The organism is Paenibacillus sp. FSL R5-0527 (genome assembly GCF_038008055.1).
Classification (GTDB): Bacteria; Bacillota; Bacilli; order Paenibacillales; family Paenibacillaceae; genus Fontibacillus; species Fontibacillus macerans.
In genome coordinates, this window is the sequence record NZ_JBBOYI010000001.1 from 5,196,067 (window position 1) to 5,219,753 (window position 23,687).

At 55.5% G+C, this 23,687-nt stretch carries 22 protein-coding genes and 1 pseudogene; 2 read left to right on the top strand and 21 right to left on the bottom strand.

What is annotated here, in order from left to right; translation table 11 throughout:
* Positions 1-27 precede the first annotated feature (27 nt).
* Both NYE69_RS22990 and NYE69_RS22995 read right to left on the bottom strand, forming a co-directional pair.
* On the bottom strand, positions 28-450 hold the full coding sequence (locus tag NYE69_RS22990; RefSeq protein ID WP_340928075.1) for a stage V sporulation protein AB: 423 nt from the start codon (positions 448-450) through the stop codon (positions 28-30).
* Positions 450-1,091, bottom strand: a complete 642-nt coding sequence (locus tag NYE69_RS22995) for a stage V sporulation protein AA (protein ID WP_328271806.1) — start codon at positions 1,089-1,091, stop codon at positions 450-452. Before NYE69_RS22995 ends, NYE69_RS22990 begins: the two co-directional genes overlap by 1 nt.
* Positions 1,092-1,537: 446 nt before the next feature.
* Here NYE69_RS22995 and NYE69_RS23000 point away from each other — a divergent pair.
* A pseudogene (locus tag NYE69_RS23000) lies at positions 1,538-2,183 on the top strand (transcriptional regulator).
* Positions 2,184-2,586: 403 nt separating this feature from the next.
* On the opposite strand, the gene NYE69_RS23005 reads toward NYE69_RS23000, so the two are convergent.
* The 17 genes from NYE69_RS23005 to fur all read right to left on the bottom strand — a co-directional run bounded on the left by NYE69_RS23005 (position 2,587) and on the right by fur (position 20,835).
* Entirely contained in the window at positions 2,587-4,527 is a 1,941-nt protein-coding gene (locus NYE69_RS23005) for a glycoside hydrolase family 43 protein (protein ID WP_340928077.1), read from the bottom strand.
* Positions 4,528-4,564: 37 nt separating this feature from the next.
* The gene (locus NYE69_RS23010; protein WP_328271470.1) at positions 4,565-5,911 is read right to left on the bottom strand and encodes an ABC transporter substrate-binding protein; all 1,347 of its coding nucleotides are present in this window, start codon (positions 5,909-5,911) and stop codon (positions 4,565-4,567) included.
* A gap of 41 nt (positions 5,912-5,952) precedes the next feature.
* Entirely contained in the window at positions 5,953-6,795 is an 843-nt protein-coding gene (locus NYE69_RS23015) for a carbohydrate ABC transporter permease (protein ID WP_328271471.1), read from the bottom strand.
* Positions 6,796-7,737: a carbohydrate ABC transporter permease gene (locus tag NYE69_RS23020; RefSeq protein ID WP_328271472.1), complete on the bottom strand. Its 942-nt coding sequence runs from the start codon at positions 7,735-7,737 to the stop codon at positions 6,796-6,798.
* A 111-nt stretch (positions 7,738-7,848) separates the two neighbouring features.
* Positions 7,849-9,132, bottom strand: coding sequence for a response regulator (locus tag NYE69_RS23025; RefSeq protein WP_328271473.1), 1,284 nt, complete (start codon positions 9,130-9,132; stop codon positions 7,849-7,851).
* A complete protein-coding gene (locus NYE69_RS23030) occupies positions 9,107-10,924 on the bottom strand; it encodes a sensor histidine kinase (protein WP_340928078.1) in 1,818 nt (605 codons plus the stop codon). Before NYE69_RS23030 ends, NYE69_RS23025 begins: the two co-directional genes overlap by 26 nt.
* Positions 10,925-11,436: 512 nt before the next feature.
* Positions 11,437-12,144, bottom strand: a complete 708-nt coding sequence (gene deoD, locus NYE69_RS23035; protein WP_340928079.1) for a purine-nucleoside phosphorylase — start codon at positions 12,142-12,144, stop codon at positions 11,437-11,439.
* Positions 12,145-12,363: 219 nt separating this feature from the next.
* Entirely contained in the window at positions 12,364-13,119 is a 756-nt protein-coding gene (gene sigF / locus NYE69_RS23040; RefSeq protein ID WP_036621844.1) for an RNA polymerase sporulation sigma factor SigF, read from the bottom strand.
* Between the two features lie 11 nt (positions 13,120-13,130).
* Entirely contained in the window at positions 13,131-13,580 is a 450-nt protein-coding gene (gene spoIIAB / locus NYE69_RS23045) for an anti-sigma F factor (protein ID WP_036621843.1), read from the bottom strand.
* Positions 13,581-13,582: 2 nt separating this feature from the next.
* On the bottom strand, positions 13,583-13,936 hold the full coding sequence (gene spoIIAA / locus NYE69_RS23050; protein WP_036621841.1) for an anti-sigma F factor antagonist: 354 nt from the start codon (positions 13,934-13,936) through the stop codon (positions 13,583-13,585).
* 93 nt (positions 13,937-14,029) lie between these two features.
* Positions 14,030-15,217 (bottom strand): D-alanyl-D-alanine carboxypeptidase family protein, encoded by a 1,188-nt coding sequence (locus NYE69_RS23055; protein WP_270618673.1) that lies wholly within the window; start codon positions 15,215-15,217, stop codon positions 14,030-14,032.
* Positions 15,218-15,412: 195 nt separating this feature from the next.
* Positions 15,413-16,744 carry a pyrimidine-nucleoside phosphorylase gene (locus tag NYE69_RS23060; RefSeq protein ID WP_340928082.1) on the bottom strand — a complete coding sequence of 444 codons (1,332 nt, stop codon included), beginning with the start codon at positions 16,742-16,744 and terminating at the stop codon, positions 15,413-15,415.
* A 29-nt stretch (positions 16,745-16,773) separates the two neighbouring features.
* The gene (locus NYE69_RS23065; RefSeq protein WP_340928084.1) at positions 16,774-17,601 is read right to left on the bottom strand and encodes a purine-nucleoside phosphorylase; all 828 of its coding nucleotides are present in this window, start codon (positions 17,599-17,601) and stop codon (positions 16,774-16,776) included.
* Between the two features lie 20 nt (positions 17,602-17,621).
* Positions 17,622-18,809 (bottom strand): phosphopentomutase, encoded by a 1,188-nt coding sequence (locus NYE69_RS23070; RefSeq protein WP_340928085.1) that lies wholly within the window; start codon positions 18,807-18,809, stop codon positions 17,622-17,624.
* A gap of 83 nt (positions 18,810-18,892) precedes the next feature.
* Positions 18,893-19,822 carry a site-specific tyrosine recombinase XerD gene (gene xerD / locus NYE69_RS23075; RefSeq protein WP_340928086.1) on the bottom strand — a complete coding sequence of 310 codons (930 nt, stop codon included), beginning with the start codon at positions 19,820-19,822 and terminating at the stop codon, positions 18,893-18,895.
* Positions 19,823-19,916: 94 nt separating this feature from the next.
* Entirely contained in the window at positions 19,917-20,153 is a 237-nt protein-coding gene (locus NYE69_RS23080) for a DUF4227 family protein (RefSeq protein ID WP_124332632.1), read from the bottom strand.
* 208 nt (positions 20,154-20,361) lie between these two features.
* On the bottom strand, positions 20,362-20,835 hold the full coding sequence (fur, locus tag NYE69_RS23085) for a ferric iron uptake transcriptional regulator (protein WP_036621828.1): 474 nt from the start codon (positions 20,833-20,835) through the stop codon (positions 20,362-20,364).
* Positions 20,836-21,177: 342 nt separating this feature from the next.
* Between fur and NYE69_RS23090 the strand changes: the two genes are divergently transcribed.
* Positions 21,178-21,447 (top strand): hypothetical protein, encoded by a 270-nt coding sequence (locus tag NYE69_RS23090; protein ID WP_340928088.1) that lies wholly within the window; start codon positions 21,178-21,180, stop codon positions 21,445-21,447.
* Positions 21,448-21,755: 308 nt separating this feature from the next.
* Here NYE69_RS23090 and spoIIM read toward each other — a convergent pair whose 3' ends face one another.
* Both spoIIM and NYE69_RS23100 read right to left on the bottom strand, forming a co-directional pair.
* The gene (spoIIM, locus tag NYE69_RS23095) at positions 21,756-22,394 is read right to left on the bottom strand and encodes a stage II sporulation protein M (protein WP_124333694.1); all 639 of its coding nucleotides are present in this window, start codon (positions 22,392-22,394) and stop codon (positions 21,756-21,758) included.
* 95 nt (positions 22,395-22,489) lie between these two features.
* Complete coding sequence (locus tag NYE69_RS23100; RefSeq protein WP_340928089.1) at positions 22,490-23,686, bottom strand: endonuclease Q family protein; 1,197 nt, start codon at positions 23,684-23,686, stop codon at positions 22,490-22,492.
* Between the last annotated feature and the right edge of the window lies 1 nt (position 23,687).

The window sequence follows — 23,687 nt, forward strand, 5'->3', positions numbered from 1 at the left end:
CACCGGTCAACCTCCTTGCTATCAAAGTTAAGGTCCGTAAACGAACCATTCAAATAAAGAGCCCGCCATCTTGCCGAACACCATGGCCAGCATAAGTCCGAATAAGTAACGCTGCATATGCAAGCGTTTGGCCAAAATCGGCAGCACATTGAGCACCTCGGTCAAGGCCGCCGCCAGCAGGCCGACGAAGATCCCGTTCAGCAGGCCGACGAGCCCTTCGGCCGTCCAGGAACCGGCCATCTTCCAATTCCAGAAATCGGCGACCGTTCCCAAAAAAGCGCCGCTCACCATCGCGCCTTCATACCAATGAACTTTACCGTAAGAGTTCGTGAGCTGAGCCAGTCTGGGAATGATGTCCAGCACAATAAAAAACACGATCATGCCCGCCCCGACGGCAATGCCTCCCGAGAGGCCGATAAAAGCGGCAAATCCCGCGGTTAAGAGGGTCATCAGGACTTCTCCTTCGGCGCGCCGGTTTGATGCATTTTTTTGTATTCCTCGGCGATGACGTATTGATTCAAATTTTCTTGATACAAAAACATTTCCACTTCCAGCGGGGTAGGCTCTTCGTTCCATTTTTTCTTGAACAAGTGATTGAAAAAGACGATCATCCCTAAGCCGATGCCGACGGAATAAGCAGCCTGAAACAGGTAAGGATGCTCGTCCCGCTCGCCGGTGAGCATTTCCACGATCCGCACCTGCACCTTCGGCATGCTCACATCCGCATGAAAGTTCATAATCGTCAGCGCGGCTCCGAAAAACAGCAGCAGCCATACGAAACAAAACAAGATCAGCGAAGGTTTTTTCTCCTTTTTGACCATCTCGACAAGCACCTGGGGTTCGCCGATAAATTCGACGCGCAGACCGGGGAAACGCTCCCGGATCACGGAGATCACCAGCATCATGTCGATCACGATCAGATTTCCGTCACGTTGCTCCGGACGGATCAGCACCAGCTCCAGCAGCCTCCGTTCAAGCCCGGAATCCGCCAGTACGCTGGCCACATCCCCCAGCCGGATCGGAACTCCGGCAGGCAGGCCCGCCTGCTTGCGAAGACGCAAATAGACGGCCGAAGCGGCATCCTTCTCCAAACCGTTTCACCCCTTCACTAACGTATGCCCATAGTATGCCAAGGGAGGGGGCGGTTTACTCTTAGGCGGGAGTGCTGAGCCGTGGACCGTACCGGACCGTCGCTTTAAATTAACAGGACCACCCGGGAGGGATGGTCCTGTATTAATCCGGAACCGGATACGGGAAAACCCGCCGTACCCCGATTCGGTCCATATTCTTTTTACGGTTTAAACTTACCGATCAGATCCTTCAACTGCTGTGCCATTTTGCTCAGCGCTTCCGCCGCTGCAGAAATAAAATTCACACATAAACTTAACCCAAACTTCGACCTGCTTGATGAACTGCTCAAAATATGATACTTTGAAAAAAACGGTGTGAAGCACATGCCGCTCTGACCATACAACTCTGTTTGGGTTGTCTGTCAGAGCGGCTTTTTGTTATTCCATAAGTTAGGTGGTGCAGTTGTTTGTTTGAAGAGGTCTATCATGATTGGCTAGGAAAGCAAATTGCCGATGAGAAAAGTCCAAGAAGACGGGAATTGCTGCAGAGTGGATTAGGCCATGGAACGGTTGATTTTTTGCGCAGTATCTGGTTCCCGGCCATTGGAAGCCTTGATCATTTATATCCCGAATATGAGGTGCGGGACTTTAACAACGGCTACCGCTATCTCGATCTAGCCTATATGCCCGGCGGCGCTAAAGGATGTATTGAAATCCACGGTTATCGCTCCCATGCCCGGGACGTAGAGGTCTCCCGATTTAAAGATTTATGTATGAAACAAGCTTTGCTCGTTCTTGACGATTGGTATTTCCTGCCTATCACTTACTTGTCCATACGTGATGATCCCGGAATGTGCAAGCAACTGGTCCTTTCTTTTGCCGGAAAATTTTTGTCTATGGAACCCCCTCCGAACTAAGCTGGGCGGAAGCGGAAACATTGCGGTTCGGACGCAGATTGCTGTGCGCATTTGAAACTCGCGAACTGGCGCACATTTGCACCTGTCGGAAAACCGCACGAGGATTGTCCTCCGTTCACTAGTAAATAAGAAACTGCTGATGGTCGCCAGCAGAAAGCAGCGATACCGCACATATCGGCTCAGGAACGTACTTTAAAAGTTCTTGCTGTAATACTCTTGCGTGACGCTCTTGCTGTAATGCTCTTGCTGTAATGGCCTTGCTGTGATGCTCCTCTGCGATGTTCTTGCTGTAATCTGCTCGTGCTTCAATGCTCTAACGGTTGCCACAAGCGCTATTCCCGCAAAAATGAGGCATCCGAATTTCTAACGGATGTAATCGACGCTATTTGCCCCATAATCACCCTTAACGGACGAAAATAGCTCAAATAACGCCGGTGGCATCCGTTAGATTTTTTAAACGAGCAAAATCAACGATTTAACGGCGATGGCAACCGTTAGAAATTCATTAAATACGAATCGACCTGGTGTGATCGAATTAGGCGCCCTAATACCGATGCAATCAGAAATCGACACTTTTGGGCCTCCTTCTCGCCGCTGCTTCAAATTACCCGGATATCGAAGCCTTTGAAATCGGCGCAAGGCGTTGAACTTGAGCTTAAGCCTGAGCAAGCGGTTCTCGACGGCGCCGCCGGCCGGCCCTCCCGGGAGGCCTGGCTCGGCCAGCTAGCCTGGGACGCCAAGCTCGACCGGCCAGCCTGAGTTGCCTCAAACGCGCAGATGCCCACCTTCGCTCCGACCCATGCGCCTTTTTCCGCGATAAACGATTCGCCGATGTCCATAAACCGGCAGCCGCCGTCCAGACTATACCTGAACCGGCAGTTCCCCGGCTCTTGCACGACAGCTTGCAGTACAATCCCGGCGGTATCCACCGCCACGCCCGCGACGATCGCATCGTCCGGCCGCCCGCTTTCCGAAGCGACCTGCTCGAGCAGGAATCGCCCGTCCTCAAGCGGTCTAACCAGCAGCGCCATCGCCCGCCGGCCGAACACGACAAGCCCCGCCCGGCCCGCCGGGGCAAGATGCTCCAGCGTCAGCTGCGTTGTCGCGCTGAAAGAGGGCGCCGGGAACTTTTGCAGCAGCAGCGGCGGCGCATCGTATAGGCGTTCGCACTCGTCCGGCAGCGGCAGCGCGTAAAGGCGGAGGCATCCCGCCTCCGGCCGCAGCTCGTACCACTCCGCTCGCGGATTGGCCTGCCACTGCCACTGCAAACCCAGTGTTGCCGCACGAAAATCATCCGAGGTCTGCGGAATATCCGGATTTACGCTGCCGGACAACACCGCCCGCGTCTTCGGTTTGCTCCAACGATCCACCGGCTCCCCGGGACCACTCTCGTGCAACTTATTTTCACCTAGTTCGCTCGCACCTGACCTGCACTCACCGGGCGCACACTCGTCTAATCCACACTCACCTGGCTCTCCCTCACCTACTTCACCTACACCGAGTTCTCCAGCATCAAGTTCTCCAGCACTAAGTTCTCCAGCACTAAGTTCTCCATTAACTGACGCCCCTTCATCTAACTCACACCCACCTGACCCACACTCACCTAGCTCTCGCTCACCTGCTCCGCCATTCTTGTCCGGTTCGCCGCCCAAGGGTGAAACCCGGCCCATCACAGGCCAATCGTCGACCCACCGCATCGGCTGCAGATGAACGATCCGCCCGTAAGCGCCCTTGTCCTGAAAATGAACGAACCATGACTCGCCCGATTCAAGCTCGACGTAACCGCCCTGATGCGGGCCGTTGACATCCGTCTTTCCTTGATGCAGCACGATTTTGTCCTCGTAAGGCCCGTCAATCGACCTCGCTCTGAACACGCTCTGCCAGCCGTTCTCCACACCGCCCGCCGGGGCAAAAATATAGTAATACCCGCCCCGTTTATACATTTTCGGGCCTTCCAGCGTCGGATGACGAGCCGTGCCGTCGATAATGATCCGCCCTTCATCCAGCAGCCGGGTGCCGTCCGGCGCCATGCGGAAAAGCTGCAGCAAATGCTTGCGGCCGGAGCGGCTGAAGGCGAAGGCATGCACCAGGTAGGCCTGGCCGTCCTCATCCCAGAACGGACAAGGGTCGATCCAGCCTTTGGCCGCGCGCACGAGATGGGGCGCGGTCCACATCCCAAACGGATCGGCAGCTTGGCACATAAATATCCCCTCGTCCGGCGTGCTGAAGAACACCCAAAACTTCCCGTCATGATAACGCAGGCTCGGCGCCCAAATGCCTTTCCCGTGCTGCACGCGGTCGTATCCGGGCCAATCGAAACTCGGGACCACATGATTAATGATCGTCCAATTGACCAGATCGCGGGAATGCAGCAGCGGCAAGCCGGGCATATGATTGAAGCTCGACGAGACCATATAAAATTCATCATGAACCGCGATGATATCAGGGTCGGAATAATCCGCGAAAATAATCGGATTCCGGTACGTCCCGTCCCCCAGGTCGGGAGCCCACCCCCGCCGCCCGATCTCATTGATCCGCATTACATGTTCCTCCAATCGCATGATGACCTCCGCCCTTTTAATTGGCGGATTGGTCGTAGCTCGCTTTTTCTCTAGCCAGCAGGTCCGCCCACTCGTCAAGCAGTTCCCGGGCGCTCATCCGTTTGGCCATCGTCTTTTGAATCAACGGCTCTACCGCTTTTTGCACATTGCTGTATCCCGGCAAATAATAAGGCGTGTCGGCGAACTTCGTGTCCGGAGAGTTCAGCAGTTCGGAAGCCGATTTCATGTACGGAATCTCCTGCACCCAGGCATCCTGCGCCGCCTCCTTGTTGGCGGGAATTTCCCCATATAGCTTAGAGTAGCGGCTGTTGATGTCATGCGACAGGTAGAAGGTCATAAATTTCCACACCGCGTCTTTGTGCTGCGCCGATTTCGACATTGTCAGCCCCAGCGGCGCAAGGCCCGGATGCTCCCTATACCCTTTTACACTGGCTGGAAAAGGAACCGCCGCGAATTTATTACGGTCGCCGCCAAACGCCTTTTCATGCGAACTGGCCGAGCCAAGGTTGTGCACGACGATCGCCGCTTTGTCCGACTGGAACGTGGCCGCCAGTTCGCTCCACCCCTTGTTCAAGTCGTCTTCCGGGGTGAACACGTTATAGGCGCCCAAATATTTTTCGACGAATTCCACATGCAGCGGGTCATTGATCGTAGGCTTGCCATCCGCGGTAAAATAATCGGTAATGCCCGAATAGGAATACATCAGCATCTCCAGTGTGTTGGCGCTGCCTGCCCCGCCGCGGATGCTAAGCCCGTAACGGCCTTTCCCCTTATCCGTAAGCTTCTCCACCGCCGTAAAGAAGTCCAGCCATGTCTCGGGCAGCTTAAGCCCGGCTTCCTTAAACCAGTCCGGCCGCACCCACAAATTCCACGTTTGCGAGCTGTAGGGCAGCGCGTACAGCTTTCCTTCTTTCGCATCCAGCTTCCGGTTGCTCGCGATGATCTCCGGCGAAATCAAGTCCTTGTCTTCCCAAGCCGCAAAATAATCGTCCAGCGGTTCAAGCACGTCGCGGGTGATCAGATCGGCCTTGAAATCGTTCATAATATCGGGCGCTTGTCCGGCGGAAATCGCCACATTGACCTTCTGCTCATAGGCGGACAGATCCCCTGGAACGCCGAGATAGTCCACCTGGATATCCGGATTCTGCTGCTCAAACTCCTGGATGATTTGTTCAAAAAAAGCGTTGCGCTCCGGCGTTACGGCAGCGGCCCAAAAGCTGATTTTCGTTGGCGCGGCGGCCTCTCCCTGCACCCCGCCACCGGAACCGCCCTCCCCGCTTTTGGCCGCGCTTCCGCAGCCGGCAAGCACCAGCACCAGAGAAAGCGTTAACAACAATAATGAGCGAAAACCTGTTTTTTTCATACTTCTTCCCCCTGTAAAATAGATTTGGCGCCGGGCCCGGACTAACCTTTAACCGCGCCCCCGCCAAGGCCCTGGATCAAATAGCGCTGGATGTACATAAACAGCAGTATCGGCGGGATCAGTCCGATGATGCTGCCCGCCGCCAGCGAGGCGTACTCGACGCTGAATTCGCCGATCATAAATTTCAGCCCGATCGGTATCGTAAAGCGCTCCGGCGTCGTAATAAAGGAAAAAGCGACCAAAAATTCGTTCCACACGCCGATAAACGCAAACGCGCTCGTCGCCACGATCCCCGGCAGCACGATCGGCGTGATGATGGAGAAGATAATCCGCATCCGCCCGGCCCCGTCGACCATCGCTGCCTCGTCGATTTCCTGCGGCGTGCCGGAGATGAATCCGCGCATCAGGATCGTGTTGAACGGCACCTGCGACACGATGTAAAACAGGATGAGTGCCAGCGGCGAGTTGATCAGTCCTAAATTTTTGAAAATGAGAAACAGCGGAATGACGAACAGGATCACCGGCATCATTTGCGTGGCCAGCAAAATCAGCATAAACGCCCCCCGTCCCCGGAACTTAAAGCGGCTCAGCGCATAACCGTTCAGCAGGGCCAGCACGGTGATCACCGCAACCGACACCACCGACACCAGCAAACTGTTGAGAAAATAACCGGAGAAATTGTTCTGCGTCCACACTTTTACGTAATTTTCCAGCGTCACCGGTTGCGGGATGTAAGAAACCGCACTGCTTATGACATCGGACTCGCGCTTCAGCGAAGTCGACAGCGCCCATAAAAACGGGACGAGCACAAACAGCAGCGTTAACGCCAGCGGGACATAAAACAGCAGCAGCCTGGCCCCGATACGGCCCCATCGCCGACTCATTTACACCGCCTCCGATCGGTTCAGTCTCAAGTAAACGACGACAAACACCAGCAGCAGCAGGAAGGTGACGGCTCCGAGCGCCGAACCGTATCCGTAATTCCCTTCCAGAATCGCCGTCTTCATCATGTAAATCGGCAGCGTTGTCGTCATATTCATCGGTCCGCCGCCGGTCATGGTGAAGATCATGTCGATCGAGTTGAATTCCCAAATCGCCCGCAGCAAAGTGGCGAATACGATCGATTCCTTCAAATACGGCAGCGTAATATACAGCAGCTTGCGGAACCTGCCCGCGCCGTCCACCTCGCAGGATTCGTACACTTCGCGGGGAATCGTCTGCAGTGCGGCCAGCAGCGTGATCGCAAAAAACGGAATGCCGCGCCACAGCTCGGCCACGATCACGGAGCCGAATACCGTGTCCGTGTTGGCCAGCCAGGCGATATTTTCCTGGATCAGACCAAGCCGCCGCAGCAGATCGTTGATGACCCCGATATGCTGGTTATACATCAGCGACCACAGCATCGTCGTCAGCACCCCGGACACCGCCCACGGAATCAGCACGAGCGAGCGCACCAGCCCGCGCAGCTTGAAGCTCTCATGAAGCAGCAAAGCGACGATCAGCCCAAATATCAGCTGCAGCGCCACCTCCAGCAGCACCCATTTGACGGTGATGCCCAGCGATTCGTAAAACAGCGCGTCCTCCGTGAAAATACGGCGAAAATTAGCCAGGCCGATATACCCGGCCTCATGCAGACGAGTGAAATCGTAGCTCTGCAGGCTGAGGTCAAACACGCGCAGGATGGGAAAAACCATCACTCCCGCAATCAACAGCAGCGTAGGCGCGATAAACAGATACGGCAGAAATCTCTCTTTTTCCCTGCTGCCCCGCGTTAAACCGGCAGCCGGGGCCGGGCCTGCGCTTTGCGCCTGTCTTGTTGTCTCCATAACAGCACCTCCGCGTCTATCGTAATCCAGACCCGTTAGACGGCGGAATTCAATATTTTTTAAATAATGTTTGTTTTCTTTAAATATGTGTTGAACTACCTCTTTAAATGATCAAAATGGCTGAGGCGGCTGATGCTTCTTCCGGTAATCCGTCGGGGACAGCCCGTGATGTTTTTTAAAAAGAACGCTGAAGTAGTGCGGGTTCGAATAACCTGTCTTTTCGGCAATCTCATACGCTTTGAAATCGGTTTTCTCCAGCATTTCCGCCGCCCGCTCCATCCGCGCCGAGATGATGTAGTCGACCAGGTTGACTTGTTTGTATTTTTTAAACAATGTGCTGACGTAGGGGGGCGAAATGTGCACCGCGGCGGCGATGGCCGTGAGACTCAGGCTCTCGTCGCAGAGATGGGCGTGAATGTAGGCTTCCATTTTTTTCAGCATGAGCTGATGCGAGCTCTGCTGCGATAAAATCTCGCCGCTGACAAAAACCCCCGGTTCGCCGGCCACCTCCCGAACCTGAACCGCCGCCAGCGCTTCACGGTATGATGCGGCGATGCCGTCATACCCCGAAAAACATCCGCCCAATCCGATGCTGAACGGAATTTTCAGCACCTGCGCAAGCGCCCGCCGCGTCCGTTCCAGCAAAGGCAGCAGCTCGACCGCAGCGCCTGGCTGGGGCAAGCAGAAGATCAGATTCGCCTGCCGGTTGTAAACCGCGAAGAAACACTGCGGCGAGGAATCTCCTTCACCGCCTTCGCCCAATAATTCCGCGCATACATTGCGGATGGAGAATAACAGCAGGTCGATTTCTTCATAATCGGCGGATCTGGAGTAACGCATCAAATTTTCCGGCCGGATGACGGCCACCTGAAAATCATTCCCGCACAGCTCCAAGCCCAACAGCTCCAGCTCGCGCGACACCCACTCCCCGTTAAAGCAGCCTTCAAACAGATGGGCAAACAGCTGATTTTCCATCAGCGTCCGGCTTTTGCTTAACTTTTCCTCCTCCTGCCGTTCCCGGAGCAGACGCTCTCCGGCGGCAACGACCGTTTGCAAAATTTTGCCGTTGTCCTCATATTTCAAAATATAGTCAAACGCCTGCAAGTTCAGCGCTTGTTTGGCGTAGTTGAAATCGTCGTAACCCGTGAGGAAAATCGTTTTGACCCGCGGGCTCAGCTCCCGCAATTTCGCGGCCAGCTCCAGCCCGTCCATAAAAGGCATGCGGATATCCGTCAGCACGATGTCCGGCGTCAGCTCAAGCGCCAGCTCCCAGGCGGCTTCACCGTCGGAGGCCGTGCCGACCACCTCTACCCCGGCCCCGCCCCAATCGATATTTCGCTTCAGCCCTTCGCAAATCCACTCGTCGTCGTCAGCGATCAGCAGCTTCACTGTCATATTCCTCCCCCTTCTCCGTAAAAGGCAATTCAACGATCACCCGGGTGAATTCCCCGTGCACGCTTTCCAATTTGAGACCATACGGAGCTCCAAAATGCAGCGCCAGCCGCCGGTGGCAATTGCGCAGACCGTAAGTGATCGGCTCTTCAGCCTCGTCGATTCTATCAGCCCGGATAGAACCCGCTAGCCGGACCAGCTTGTCCGGGGTGATTCCCGAACCGTTGTCGTACACTTCCAGGATCGCTTTATCGCCCGTCCGGCGTCCGGTAATGGAAACGATCCCCCGGCCCCGTTTCGTTTTGATGCCGTGGTAAATCGCGTTTTCCACCAACGGCTGCAGCGTCAGCTTGGGAATGGATAACGTGAGCAGCTCGTCCGCCACGTCAATCCTAAACTCGAAATCTTTGCTGTAGCGCAGGTGCAAAATTTGCAAATAACTGCGGACGTGTTCGATTTCTTCGCCGATCGGAATGACCTCTTTCCCCTTGCTGATGCCAATGCGGAAAAACCGGGTCAGCGCCGCGACCATTTCCGACGCTTTCTCCTTCTCCCGCAAATCGATTAGATGCTTGATCGAACAGAGCGTATTGTACAAAAAATGCGGCTGAATTTGCGCCTGCAAAGCATGTAGCTCGATACGCCGTTTTTGCCGTTCTTGGTCGCGGACCTCCTGCAGCAGTTGCCGGACCGTTTCCGACAGACTGGTCAGGCCGTTCGCCAGCACCCCGATTTCGTTGCGCTCATTCAGCTGAAAATTCACTTGCAGATTGCCCTGCTCGAAACGTCTCACCTGTTTGGACAAGTAACGGATCGGATCCGTCAGCTTGCGGGCCACCCAAGCGGCCACGACAACAAACACGAGCAGGACGATGAGCGTAATGCCAAAAGATATGTATTTGATCGAATGGACGCCCGCCAAAATATCGCGTTCCGGCACGATCGCCGCCAGCACCCACTGATTCAGCGGCAGCGTATCGTAGGCGATGGTCAGCTTCTCCCCCCTGGAGCTCCGCGCGGTCAGGCTCCCCCGTTCTCCGGCCAGCGACCGCAGCTTTGCGATCGTCTCCTCCGCAACTTCGTAACGCTCGTCCAGCGGCTTGGAGAACAACGTCCCGTCCGGGCTGATCAGCGCCAGCGTACCGCTTGGGCTGATTTTGACGTTTTCCATAATGTCGCGGAAATAACTCTCCCGTAAGTTAATCAGAATCAGTCCGCTGACCTCCGAGCTTGGCGTGCCGATGATTTTGAAATTGCTCAGCACCTTTCGCGACTCCACCGTATCGAACACCCCGTCCTGATGGCTGTTCAGCCAATAATAACCGCGTTCGGCCTGCTGATATTCGCCCACCCAATCGGCAAGGTCGGCGCTGACCCGGCGGGGGACGAATTCTTTTTGCAAATTGAACGAACGTCCGTTGTTGAAGCCGACATAGATGGAATCGATCATCTGAAAATAAGTATGGTAAACCTCCTCGAAGCGGTCGTGCAGCCCGATGATGTCATCATAGCGACGTTGGTCGTAGCCTTGCCCTTCGCCCGCCAAAATACTGCGGAACGAAGGATGGTCCTCAATGCTCACCAGTTGCTCGAACACCGTGGCGAATTTGTCGTCCAGAAACAGCGAGGTTTGCTGGACCAGATCGGACAGCGAATAATAAGTCGTCTGCTGCAGCTTCCCGGCAACCGAAAGATAAGAAAACCATCCGGTCATCGCCACCGACAACACCAATATCGGCAAAAAAGAAATCAGCAGCTTGGACTGGATCGGCCGATCGGTAAAAATTCTTTTCATAGCTTGTCTCCTTCCCAGGACAATTTGGATAACATTAGCGGCAGCCGGATCGCACCACACGTCAGAAAAGCGTTCTCATTTTATTTTAGTTTGAAACGGCAGCCGTTGCTAAAGCCATCGGTCAATCCATGAGTTTAACATAAGGCCAACAAAATTCAATGAGAATGCCCATAACGCCAAAAAACCGCCGGAGAATTTCGCTCAGGCGGTCCTTTGATGTGTGGATGGGGACGGGAAGCACTGCTGTTGCTGGAAATAGCGGTATTTTATGGCGCTATTTTTGTAATTATCTCTGATGATGCAAAATAGCGGAATTTTAGGGCCCTATTTGGGAAACGGACTTAAAAAAACGCCATATGACCTCAAATTTTTATAAATAGAGGTAAAAAACTCCTCTATTTAGGCCATATTCCCTTTCTTGATGAAAATAAGGACCTTTTTTACCGCTATTTCCGCGGCCTCCAAAAAATTCAGGCAGTGCGGTCCCTCTACTTCTGAAATCCGGCTTGATCTTACAACGTCACCGCGGTGTCCAGCGCCACTTCCATCATCTGCTTGAAGGTCGTCTGCCGTTCTTCGGCGGTCGTCTCCTCGCCGGTCAACAGGTGGTCGCTCACCGTCAGAATCGTCAGCGCGTTTACGCCGTATTTGGCGGCCAGCGTATAGAGCGCGGTCGTCTCCATCTCCACTCCAAGCACGCCGTATTTCATCAGCAGCTTCGTGACGGTCGTATCGTCGCGGTAGAACATGTCCGAACTGAAAATGCTGCCGACATGCAGCTTCAGCCCCTTTTTGACGCCGAACTCGTAAGCGGTTTTGAGCAGCGGGAAGCTGGCGATCGGGGCAAAATCAAAGCCGCCGAACACATGGCGGTTCATGCTGGAATCCGTGCAGGAAGCCTGGGCCAAAATAACGTCGCGGACATGCACATGCTCCTGCATCCCGCCGCAGGTGCCGACGCGGAGCAAATTTTTGACCCCGTATTCCTTGATCAATTCATTAACGTAAATCGAGATGGAGGGAATGCCCATGCCGGTCCCTTGGACGGATATTTTTTTGCCTTGGTAGGTTCCGGTAAATCCGAGCATCCCGCGCACTTCGTTGTAGCATATTACATTTTCCAAATACGTTTCAGCAATAAATTTCGCCCGCAGCGGATCGCCCGGCAAAAGAATCGTTTCCGCAATGTCGCCCGGTTTGGCAGCGATATGTACACTCATCGTTAAAATCTCCTTGCTTTCAATTTTAGTCGAACATGCTTCTATTATATAGGATGTCGCATCGCCCGTATAGAATACGCGAGCTGTTCCAGTCGCCAACACAAAAACATCCCCTCCAAGTCAAAGCGCCGCATTGGCAACGCCTGCTTGGAGGGGATTTCATCACTGGAAGGGTTCGGCTCTATTCATTTGCCTGTTAACTGCCTGGTAACTTAACCGTTATTGCGCGATTTGATCGCGGATGTTCTGCAGTATTTTTTTCTCCAGCCGGGAAACCTGCACCTGGGAGATGCCCAGCCGCGTAGCGACCTCGGACTGGGTCTGATCCCGGTAATACCGCAAATACACGATCAGCCGTTCCCGGTCGGTCAAACCGTCGATCGCCTCGTGCAAGGCGAGCTTGTCGAACCAGCGTTCCTGGGATTCGTCGGCGATTTGATCCATCAGCGTAATCGGATCCCCGTCGTTTTCAAATACCGTCTCATGGATGGAAGCCGGCGGCTTATTGGCCTCCTGGGCAAATACGACGTCTTCCGGCGTCACCCCAAGCTCCTCGGCCACCTCTTTGACGGTGGGGAGACGGCCCATCAGCTTCGACAATTCATCCTTCTTTTTGCGCACTTTGTTGGCCATTTCCTTCAGCGACCGGCTGACCTTCAGCGTCCCGTCATCGCGCAAAAACCGCTGAATTTCCCCGATGATCATCGGAACCGCATAGGTCGAAAACTTCACATCGTAGCTGAGGTCAAACTTGTCCACCGACTTCAGCAGTCCAATGCAGCCGATTTGAAACAAATCTTCGGGTTCGTACCCCCGATTCATAAACCGCTGCACGACCGACCAGACGAGCCGGATATTGCAGCCTACCAGCCGGTCCCTGGCGGCGTTGTCCCCTGCCTGGCTCAGAGCGATTAACCGCTTTACTTCCGCGTCGTCCAAAAACTCTCTCGAGGTTTGCTTCACTTCGGCATCCATAGATCCAACCCCTAATTGTATAAAGCTTTCTTGGATACAATCCTTTTCTTCATCCGGATGCGTGTGCCGCCGCCCACTTCGCTCACGACGTCGAATTCGTCCATGAAGTTTTCCATAATCGTAAATCCCATGCCGGAACGCTCCAGCTCGGGTTTGGACGTGTACAGCGGCTGCTTGGCCAGCTCCACGTCCTCGATTCCGCGGCCCTGATCCTCGATGATCAGCGTGACGGTATCGCCTTCAATCTCGGCGGAAATCGTCACAATCCCGTCCGGATTTCCGTCATAGCCATGAATGATCGAATTCGTCACCGCTTCGGACACGACCGTCTTCAAATCGGTAATCTCGTCCATTGTCGGGTCGAGTTGCGATACGAATGCGGCCACCGTTACCCGGGCAAACGATTCGTTTTCGGATCTGGCGGCAAACTTGAGCGACATAAAATTGCTGCCTTGATTCATGCTCACAGGGCCACCTCCAAATCCGAAAGCGCCAATCCCTCGTTTTCAAAGATCGGCATGATTTTAAACAATCCCGACATTTCCAATAACCGGTAAACCGGCGGATTCACGTCGCACACGACCATTTTGCCGCCCTTTTGCTTGATCAGCTTGTATCTTCCGAGAATGACGCCGATCCCCGAGCTGTCCATAAACTGCAGTTCTTTGAGACTTAAAACGAGATTGCGGCAGTTCCCCCGGGCGATCTCTTCGTCCATCCGCATCCGGACGCCGTCCGACGTATGATGGTCCAATTCCCCGCTTAAGCGTACGATCAGCGTGTCGCGGCGCGTTTCCATTTCCACATGCAAATTCACGTTTTGTTCACTCTCCTCCCTGACATGAACACAACAATTCTACGGCCCGCCGGCCGATTCCTGCCGGGTGACAAAACTAGAAGAAAAGCCCTATTAATCTACAAAAAACAAGTGTGCGGCCGTCCGTTTGAACAGCGTCCACCAGCCCGCCTTACCGATATCAGCCGGAGCGGTCAGCTCAAATTCGGTAAGCACCTTTCCGTCCTGATAAACGACGAGCTTGCCGATCGATTGCCCCGCTTTAACCGGCGCCGCCAATTTTTCCGGAGCGATCAGCTTGTGCGTAATGCTTTCCGCCGGAGCTCCTTTTTTTACCAGCACATTGAGCGCCTTGGCGGCGGTCAGGTCGATCTGCGCGCTCATCCCCTTCTGCACCTTCACCTTGCCGATCGTTTCCCCGGCTTGATATATCGGATGCAATGTATATTGGGAAAAAGCATAATCGAACATCGCCGAAACTTCGCTGTTCCGCGTCTTCGTATTCGGTTCGCCGAGCACGACGGCGATCAGGCGCAGTCCGTCGCGTTTGGCGGTAGCCGCCAAGCAAAACTTCGCTTCCGAGGTGTAGCCGGTCTTCAGGCCGTCGGCGCCGCTGTAGAAGCGGACTAGCTTGTTCGTGTTGACAAGCCAAAACGGCTTTTCCGTGCCCTGGCGCAAGTAATCTTGATAAGCCCCGGTATACTTTGTAATCCCCTCATGCTTCAGCAGCTCCCGGCTCATGATAGCGATGTCGTGAGCCGAACTATAGTGATTTTCCACCGGCAAACCGTTGCAGTTGGCAAAATGCGTGTCCTTCATGCCAAGCTGCTTGGCCCGTTCATTCATCAGCCTCACGAACGCTTTCTCCGAGCCGGCGATTTTTTCCGCAAGCGCCACGGAGGCGTCGTTCCCGGAAGCCATCGCCACGCCTTTCAGCAGCTCATCCACCGTCATCACTTCGCCCGGCTCCAGGAAGATTTGCGAGCCGCCCATCGACGAAGCGTATTCGCTGGCCGTCACCTTGTCGCTCAGCTTCAGCGTCCCTTTGTCGACCGCCTCCATCGTCAGCAGCATCGTCATGATTTTCGTAATGCTGGCCGGAGGCAATTGCTCATGGCTCTGCTTTTCGTAAATTACCGTGCCGGTATCCGCATCGATCAGCACGGCGGAACGGGCATTGTCCGCCAGAGCGATAGCGTCATCTTCTTCATGCGGGCCGCCGTGGTTGGCGAATGCGTAATTCGGCCAAACCGAAACGGCCAGAACGAACGCGGCTAACCAGATTAACAGCCGTCTGTTCAAGATTAGTCCCCCTTTAAAAACACTGGATTCTGCTAACCTAGTATCGGCTGCAAAGTGGGATTTTATTCCTGAACGCAAAAAAACGGCACTCCCAAAAATCGCGAACCCCGCGATTTTCAGAAAATGCCGTCTAAAAACTTTATTGATTGTTCAAAAAGTCGGCTTTTCAGCACCGAGAAGGTTGAACTACCTCTTTCAGAACCTTTTGACGCCGTCCGGTGTGACAAGCGCAAACACCAGCGGCCTTCTCGGAACCTTCGTCCCCGAAATGCCGTAAGCTCCCAGCACCCGGCGTTCCGCCTCGGCCCGGCCGCTCTCGCGGGCGCGGTTTAAGTGCAGCACGGCCAGCGTGTCGCCGATTTCGACCGGATCGCCGATTTTCTTGCGCAGTTCGACGCCGGCGCCCAGATCGATGACGGAATCCTTCGTTTCCCGTCCGGCTCCGAGCATCATCGCCGCCAGTCCGATCTCCTCGGCCTGGATCGAATCGACGTAGCCTTTGCTTTCGGAACGCACCTCAATTTGCAGCTCGGCGCTCGGCAGCAGGTCAAGGCGATCGATCTGGGACGTATCCCCGCCTTGGGCGGAAACCATGCCCTTCAGCTTGTCCAACGCCTCGCCGCTTTGCAGTTTAGCCTTCAGCAGCGCATGGGCTTCTTCTTCGTCAGCCGCTTTTCCGCCTAGGATCAGCATGTGGGAGGCCAAAATCAGGCAGACCTCCTCCAAATCCGCCGGCCCTTCGCCGCGCAGCGTGGCGACGGCTTCCTTGATCTCCAGCGCATTGCCGATCGCGTAGCCGAGCGGCTGGTCCATATCGCTGATCACCGCCACCGTACGCCGTCCGACCTGGGTGCCGATATCGACCATCGCTTTGGCCAGGCGAATCGAATCCTCCAGCGTCTTCATAAACGCGCCGCTGCCCGTTTTGACATCCAGTACGATCGCGTCGGCGCCGGCGGCGATTTTTTTGCTCATGACGCTGCTGGCGATCAGCGGGATCGAGTCCACCGTCGCGGTGACGTCGCGCAGCGCGTACAGCTTCTTGTCGGCCGGCGTCATATTCCCGCTTTGGCCGACGACGGCGAGGCCGATCTCGTTCACTTGCCGAAAAAACCGCTCCTTGCCCAGCTCAACGGAGAATCCGGAGATCGCTTCCAGCTTGTCGATCGTTCCGCCGGTATGGCCCAAGCCCCGGCCGGACATTTTAGCGACAGGCACGCCCGCCGCCGCCACCAAGGGACCAAGCACGATCGTCGTTTTGTCCCCGACGCCGCCCGTGGAATGCTTGTCCACCTTGACGCCGCGAATCGAACCTAAGTCGATCGTTTCGCCGGACGCAGCCATCGCCATCGTCAAATCGGCCGTCTCCCGCGCGCTCATGCCTTGATAATAAACGGCCATCGCCCAGGCGGACATTTGATAGTCGGGAATCCGCCCATCGCTGTACCCCCGGACCAAAAAACCGATTTCCTCGGTCGTCAGCTCCTGGCCGTCTCTTTTTTTGCGGATCAGATCTACAGCTCTCATCGATCCTTACCTCCGTTCTTCTTATGGGATTACATTTTAGGAATAATGGCCAAAACAAGGCTTAAAAATTTCTCGCGCACGCGGTCGGTCGTCTCCATGACTTCCGCATGGGAAAGCGGCTGATCCAAGATCCCCGCAGCCATGTTGCTGATGCAGGAAATGCCCAGCACCTCAAGTCCCGCATGTCTGGCGACGATTACTTCGGAAACGGTCGACATCCCGACCGCGTCGGCTCCCAGCGTACGGAGCATGCGGATTTCCGCCGGGGTCTCGTATGACGGACCCAGCAGCCCGGCATAGACGCCCTCCTGAAGCGGAACGCCTTTTTCGCCAGCGACCTGGCGGGCTGTATCCCGCAGCCGCCGGCTGTACGCTTGGGACATATCCGGGAAGCGCGGTCCCAGTTCCCCATCGTTTGGCCCGATGAGCGGATTTTTGCCGGTCAGGTTGATGTGGTCCGAAATCAGCATTAAATCGCCCGGCGAATAGGAGGTGTTCACGCCACCGGCCGCATTGGTCACCAGCAGCGTCGATACCCCAAGCTCCTTCATGACGCGCACGGGAAAGGCCGTCAGCTCCGGGCCGTATCCCTCATACATGTGGAAACGGCCTTTCATCAGCACGACGGCCGTTCCCTGAACGGTGCCGATCAGCAGCTCGCCCGCATGCCCCTCCACCGTGGATTGCGGAAAATAAGGAATGTCCTTATAGGCGATGGTGACCGGCTGCTCGATGTGATCGGCGAGCACGCCGAGGCCCGAGCCCAAAATAAGGCCCACCTTCGGCGTGTGCGCCGCCCGGGAGCGGATATAGTCGGCCGCGTCCCGGATCATGCCTATCGTTAAAGTTGTCGTCATACACATGGTCCTCCCGTATCTTATTTCAATTGGCTTAAAAAGCTGATGCCGTGTTCAGGGGCCTGAACGCCGAAATTGTCCGCGATCGTGGCCGCCAGATCGGCATACGTTCCCCTCACCCCGAGGCTGCCCGGGTTCTTTAAGGACGGCCCGTAAATGAGCAGCGGCACGTATTCGCGCGTATGATCCGTCCCGGAATGGACCGGGTCGTTGCCATGGTCCGCGGTAATCACCAGCAGGTCGTTTTCGCCGACCTTGGCGAGCAGATCCGGCACAGCCGCATCGAATTCCTCCAAGGCGCGGGCATATCCTTGCGGATCGCGGCGATGGCCGTACAGGGAATCGAAATCGACCAGATTCGTAAACAATAGGCCGGAAAAATCTTCATCCAGGCGCTGCAGCGTTTCCTCGATGCCGTGCCGGTTGCTCTTCGTCGGGAACGACGCCGTAATGCCTTCGCCGGAGAAAATGTCGCCGATCTTGCCGACAGCCACCACGTCTTGGCCGGCGTTTTTCAGCGCGTTCAGCACGGTCGGCTCCGGCGGCTTCACCGCGTAATCGTGCCGGTTCGGCGTGCGCTGGAAGTTGCCCGGCGAGCCGACGAACGGGCGGGCGATAACCCGGCCGACCGAATGCTCCGGCTCAAGCGTCAGCTTGCGCGCGATTTCGCACGCGCGATAAAGCTCGGGCAGCGGGATGATCTCTTCGTGCGCGGCGATTTGAAACACGCTGTCCGCCGACGTATACACGATCCACGCCCCCGTTTTCATGTGCTCTTCCCCGAGCTCGACCAAAATCTCCGTCCCCGAAGCCGGCTTGTTGCCGATCACCTTGCGGCCGGTCTCCTGCTCGAAACGGGCGATTAAGTCCTGCGGAAATCCGTTCGGGTACGTTTGAAACGGCGTTTCGGTTTTAAGCCCCATCAGCTCCCAATGGCCGGTCATCGTGTCCTTGCCCGCGGAAATCTCCGCCATCTTTCCGTAATAGGCGGCAGGATCTGCGGCAGGAGCCAAATTCGGCAGCTCCGCGATATTGCCGAGGCCCAATTTTTGCAGATTCGGCAGCTTGGTGCCATGAGCCGTTTGCAAAATATGACCGAGCGTGTGCGCCCCTTCGTCGCCGAACTGCGCCGCGTCGGGCAGCTCGCCGATTCCGACGCTGTCCAGCACGATCACCGATATTTTTCTGAACCGATTTCCGTTTTGCATATGGGATCTCTCCTTTTTGAACTACCTCGTTAATGTTCGCTGCTTAGTTATTCCTTGCCAGGCCAAAACCATACCGCCGGTTATTACGACGGAGCCGCCGTGCCTTTCCCCTGCTCCGGCTTGCGCCCGGCACGCGGGTGGGCGGCGTCATACACCGATTTCAGGTTCGGTCTCGCCTGATTTAAGTACATCTGGATCGTAGCCATATCGGCATGGCCCAGCATCTCCTGCACCGATCTTACGTCCGCTCCGCGTTCCAGCAGATGGACGGCAAAGGAATGCCGCAGCGTATGGGGCGTAATGTCGGCGTTAATTCCGGCCTCTTGCCCGTATTTCTTGATCACCTTCCAGAAGCCCTGGCGGCTGATCCGCCCGCCGCGCCGATTCGGAAACAGCGCCTGTTCGTCCTCCGTTTGCGCCAAATGAGGCCGGCCTTCCCGCAAATAGCGTTCCAGCCATTCCGCCGTCACACCGCCGAACGGAATGATGCGCTCCTTCCCGCTATCTCCGCGACAGCGGCAAAACCGCAGCGCCGTATCCACATGCCGAACGTCCAGCGAGATCAGCTCGGACACGCGGATTCCCGTCGCATACAGCAGCTCCAGCATCGCTTTGTCGCGCAGGCCCAGCGGAGCGGCCGGATCCGGCGTCTCCAGCAGTTTCTCCGTTTCCTCCACCGTTAATGTTTGCGGCGGCTTTTTGTCGAGCTTCGGCAGCTCCACCATGACAAACGGGTCCTGATCGATCACCCGCTCCCGCAGCAAATACTCGAAAAAAGCGCGCAGCGTCACCGACACGCGCATCACCGTGGCGGGAGCCTTGCCTTCCTCTTTCATCGCCGAGAAATAAAGCTGGATTCCGGCCCGCGTCACTTCCCGGAAATGCTCCACCCGCCGCCGCCGCAAATAATTTATGTACTGCTTCACATCCCGTGCGTAGGCTTCCAGCGTCGAACCGCTTAATTCCCGCTGCTCCGCCAAAAATGCAATAAAAGAGGCCGCATATTGTTCCATGCTCCGCGCCCCCCTTTCTATGGTCAGATCAATATTCCACGTTCACGGTCCGATTCCCTGCCGATCGTCCCAAGAAGTTGGACAAAAAAGTCCATCATTCTCCGTACCAATAAAACAGCTTAAGCCGGTCGGCCAATGACGCCCTCTCCCCGCCGCCGGGAAGATCGGCATGAAACACCTTCACGGCAGAACCGTCAGGAATCCGGTACTTATCCTCGTAAAACATATATGCCTCCAAAAGCCCAAACGTTCTATACAAAGTATACGTGAGTGCCGCAAACAGGAGCAAATATTTGACGGACCGCAGCCAGCGGCGAAGCGAAATCACCATCGGTCATCCCTCTTTCCTCGAACTTCTGCCCCCCTTGCCGGCAAGGGGCAGGCGCCTTCTCTTTCAGTATATAAAGAGGAAAGGACGAGTATGCGTTAGCCTCGGAAAAAGCGGGGAGCTTTAGCTCGGCTTCCGCTGACATAGAAGTCCCGACACACAACTAAAAAGCCCCTTACGGCACGCAGCCGTATGGAGCTCACCTTGAACATTATTTCGTATCGCCAGTCCCCGACGGGTCGTTGTTTTTATCTTTACACCGGTGACAGATCCCCTGAAAATCCAGGCGGTGGTCCAACACCGTAAAATTAAACTCTTTCTCCAGCCGCTCCTCTAATGGGCCGAGCCAGTCCTCGCGAATTTCGTCCATCGCCCCGCACTGCACGCAAATCAGGTGATGATGGTGATGTTTTGTCGTGTCCGTGCGCAAATCGTACCGGGCCACCCCGTCGCCGAAATTGATCTTCTCGACAACATGAAGCTCGCTGAGCAGTTCCAATGTGCGATATACGGTCGCCAGTCCGATTTCCGGCGCTTTATCCTTTACGAGCATAAAAACATCTTCCGCGCTTAAATGATCGTCTTCGTTTTCGAGCAACACGCGTACCGTGGCTTCCCGCTGGGGCGTCAATTTGTAACCGTGGGATTGCAGCTGTTGTTTGATTTTTTCGATCTTTGCTTCCATGTTCTCCCTCCCCCAGCCATTCCCGCACATCCAATTAAACTTCAATAACCACTTCTTTCATTATAGGGGGAGTCATTCCACAAAGTCAAACATTTTGCTAGAGTCTGAAACCATTCCCCATCCTGCCCGTAACATTTGTTAAGGAGATGATCCCGTGCTTTTTACTATTTTTCTGCTCCTGCTTGGAGCTCTAATCGTCTGTTTGGGCATATTTGCGATCAAGAAGCCAACGTCTTGGCTTTTTCGGCCAATAGGTTTGCCAAAGGACTCGGACCCAAGCGCCGGCTTTATCGACTACATCAAATTTGCCGGGGTTATCAGCATAGCGTTAGGTGTAATTTTTTGGATATTCGGCATTCTGAGCCTGCTGTGAGGAGCTGGACTCCTCTTAAAATCAGCGGCAGCGGCGCTTTTTTGTTTTGCCTTCGAAACAAAAACCAATGCCAAAAATCTCCCCAAGCAACTCCAGCGAAAAAAATAAAGGCAAAAACGCCCGCTATTCCGGAGATTTCCGTTCGTTCGAGAAAAATAAAAGCGGTTTATGCCGTTATTTTCCCCGCCGCAATGAAATTCCCGTATTTCTGGACCATTCTTAGAAAAATAAGTACATAAACGCCGCTAATGAGCAACAACAAGCCCGTTTGCGGATAATAAGTACATAAAGTGCCGCTATTTTAAAGGCCGATGTACTCCCAATTCCACAATCCCTGCCGTCCTTTGGTTGGCAGGCGGCTGCACCAGCGCTCCGAACGTCCGTCATGTTCCAGACGTATGTCCGGGCCTATACGATCCGAATCTGTATTTTGTTCGCGGCGACGGGAACATCCCCTTCTAAGAGAAAATGAAACAGGATGCTTCCGAAAAAGTGAAAATTTCACTTCGGTAACATCCCGAATGCAGACGATTTGCAGTAAATGCGGCTACAAGGCATTCGGCGATATCATCGGCGTAACCCAAGCCATCATCGCGGGCGTGACCCACGTTTCGAACGAAGATACCGCGAGCAGCACGGCGGCCATCGCCAGCGTCAGGCCGGTGTAGGAGAGAAACGGGCGCGATGCGTTGCCGCTGCCGCCCAGCAGGACCCGCGATCGGATGATGTTGAGCGAAAAACTGACGGCGGCCACGCTCGCAATCAACAAAGCGGGGATGACGATCAGATTATGCGGCGCAATCGAAACGAGGGCGAACAGCAGCCCTTTCCAAGTGTATTGCCCGACCAGGCAGCCCACCGTAAAGCCGATCAATACGCCTTTCAAAAAATCGAGAATCAGTATCCCCGGAAGACCGATCACGGAAAGTCCAAGCAGCCATATCAAACCCAGCCATTTCAAATGTAAAACGGCGACCTCCCAGTACGACATCGGCTGAAACTCCGTTCCGCCTTCGTTGATCGATAAGAAAAAGTCGCCGAAATATCGCGATAAATCCTGCTGCTGCTCCAGCGTCAGCGCATTGACCATCAGCGCTCCGAACACGACGCCCATTAAAAACAGCACCGCAACGAATACGTACAACGGGGTTTGATCCTTAAGCGCATGGCGTATCGGTTGAAGCATGTAAGAAAGCCTCCTCGCTTGTTCAAATACTTGTGCCTTAGAAAAAATTTATGAACAAGCTTCCTTCCTTATGCCTAACCAGCGCCTGCCAGCGCTCAGGATTTCTTCACTTTGCCGTAAATCCCCCCGCCCCCGGCGGCCAGCTCCAGCCTGCCGCTTCGCGCCTCGGCGATCCGGGCGGCCAGTTCCGGCCCGGCGACTTCGGCGAGCTTCGCTTCCGGGACATGGTGCAGGATGTTCATCTCGGTGCCGAATGCGGCAAGCAGCAGCTCCAGCTTCGCCGGGCCCAGGCCCGGGATAAACTCCAGCGGCACCTGGTAGTGGTACGGCGGCCGGTGCGCCGGAACAGCGGGCGCCTGACGGTCCGCGATCGAGCGAATCCGGTCGTATACGCCGCGCACCAGCTTTGGACTGCCGCAATACGGGCAGCGTTCCACCGCCGCCTCCGCTTCGTCGATAATATAGCTGCAGTTGCCACAGTATGTCCGGTGGTATTTGCCGAGCCGGGGATTCAGCCCGTAATTGCCGGCGACGCGCCGGCCGTCCACTTGCTTCAGCGCTTTGGCGAACTCCCGGTAATTTGCCGCGCCAAGCAGCAGCTCGTTGTATTCCCGGCCGATCTTGCCGAGTGAATGGGCGTCCGAATTGGTCAGGATCGTAAACGGATCCAGTTCGCTGATCAGCCCGGCCATTTCGCTGTCGGCGCTTAGGCCCAGCTCGACGGCGTTGATCAGCGCCGTGTCGAGCACGTCGTCCATGCGCGGCGCACAGCTGCCGTAGATGCTGCGGTGTGGCGTAAAAATATGCGCCGGGATGATCATCCCCCCGCGCGCATACACCTCTTCCTGCAGCGTACGCGCCGGCGCGTATACGCGCTGCGAGCTTAACATGACGTTTTTCATCCTTTTTTCCAGCCAGCCGGTAAACCCGCGAATCGCGGCAAACGTCGGAAAAAACGCCAGCAAATGCGCCGGCCCCATCCCCGGCTCGCGAATCTCCAGCTCGCTGCCGAGCAGCAGCGTCGTCTCTTGATAAGCGACGCCTCCCTCGGCCAACTCGTGCATCTCCCCCCGCTCCAGACATTGGGCGATGTCCTCCTGCACCCCGGGGGAATGGCAGTCGATGATGCCGACCAGGCCGATCCCTTTGCGCAGGGCGGCTTCTTTCGCAATGTTGGCAAAGGTCAGATCGCGGCTGCCGCTGATTTTGACCGGCTCCCCCCGCCCGGTCCGGCCAATATGAATGTGCAGATCGGCAAACACGGTGTGCAGTCCTTCTGTTTCCTGCCGCATG

Excerpts from the sequence above, each read along its gene's own strand:
- NYE69_RS23070 (WP_340928085.1), bottom strand. The coding sequence starts at position 18,809 with ATGCAAAACGGAAATCGGTTCAGAAAAATATCGGTGATCGTGCTGGAC.
- spoIIAB (WP_036621843.1), bottom strand. The coding sequence starts at position 13,580 with ATGAATCAAGGCAGCAATTTTATGTCGCTCAAGTTTGCCGCCAGATCC.
- NYE69_RS23005 (WP_340928077.1), bottom strand. The coding sequence starts at position 4,527 with ATGCGGATCAATGAGATCGGGCGGCGGGGGTGGGCTCCCGACCTGGGG.
- NYE69_RS23065 (WP_340928084.1), bottom strand. The coding sequence starts at position 17,601 with ATGACGACAACTTTAACGATAGGCATGATCCGGGACGCGGCCGACTAT.
- sigF (WP_036621844.1), bottom strand. The coding sequence starts at position 13,119 with ATGGATGCCGAAGTGAAGCAAACCTCGAGAGAGTTTTTGGACGACGCG.
- NYE69_RS23060 (WP_340928082.1), bottom strand. The coding sequence starts at position 16,744 with ATGAGAGCTGTAGATCTGATCCGCAAAAAAAGAGACGGCCAGGAGCTG.
- deoD (WP_340928079.1), bottom strand. The coding sequence starts at position 12,144 with ATGAGTGTACATATCGCTGCCAAACCGGGCGACATTGCGGAAACGATT.
- NYE69_RS23030 (WP_340928078.1), bottom strand. The coding sequence starts at position 10,924 with ATGAAAAGAATTTTTACCGATCGGCCGATCCAGTCCAAGCTGCTGATT.
- fur (WP_036621828.1), bottom strand. The coding sequence starts at position 20,835 with ATGGAAGCAAAGATCGAAAAAATCAAACAACAGCTGCAATCCCACGGT.
- NYE69_RS23025 (WP_328271473.1), bottom strand. The coding sequence starts at position 9,132 with ATGACAGTGAAGCTGCTGATCGCTGACGACGACGAGTGGATTTGCGAA.
- xerD (WP_340928086.1), bottom strand. The coding sequence starts at position 19,822 with ATGGAACAATATGCGGCCTCTTTTATTGCATTTTTGGCGGAGCAGCGG.
- spoIIM (WP_124333694.1), bottom strand. The coding sequence starts at position 22,394 with ATGCTTCAACCGATACGCCATGCGCTTAAGGATCAAACCCCGTTGTAC.
- NYE69_RS23080 (WP_124332632.1), bottom strand. The coding sequence starts at position 20,153 with ATGGTGATTTCGCTTCGCCGCTGGCTGCGGTCCGTCAAATATTTGCTC.
- NYE69_RS23100 (WP_340928089.1), bottom strand. The coding sequence starts at position 23,686 with ATGCGGCAGGAAACAGAAGGACTGCACACCGTGTTTGCCGATCTGCAC.
- NYE69_RS23020 (WP_328271472.1), bottom strand. The coding sequence starts at position 7,737 with ATGGAGACAACAAGACAGGCGCAAAGCGCAGGCCCGGCCCCGGCTGCC.
- NYE69_RS23010 (WP_328271470.1), bottom strand. The coding sequence starts at position 5,911 with ATGAAAAAAACAGGTTTTCGCTCATTATTGTTGTTAACGCTTTCTCTG.
- NYE69_RS22990 (WP_340928075.1), bottom strand. The coding sequence starts at position 450 with ATGACCCTCTTAACCGCGGGATTTGCCGCTTTTATCGGCCTCTCGGGA.
- NYE69_RS23015 (WP_328271471.1), bottom strand. The coding sequence starts at position 6,795 with ATGAGTCGGCGATGGGGCCGTATCGGGGCCAGGCTGCTGCTGTTTTAT.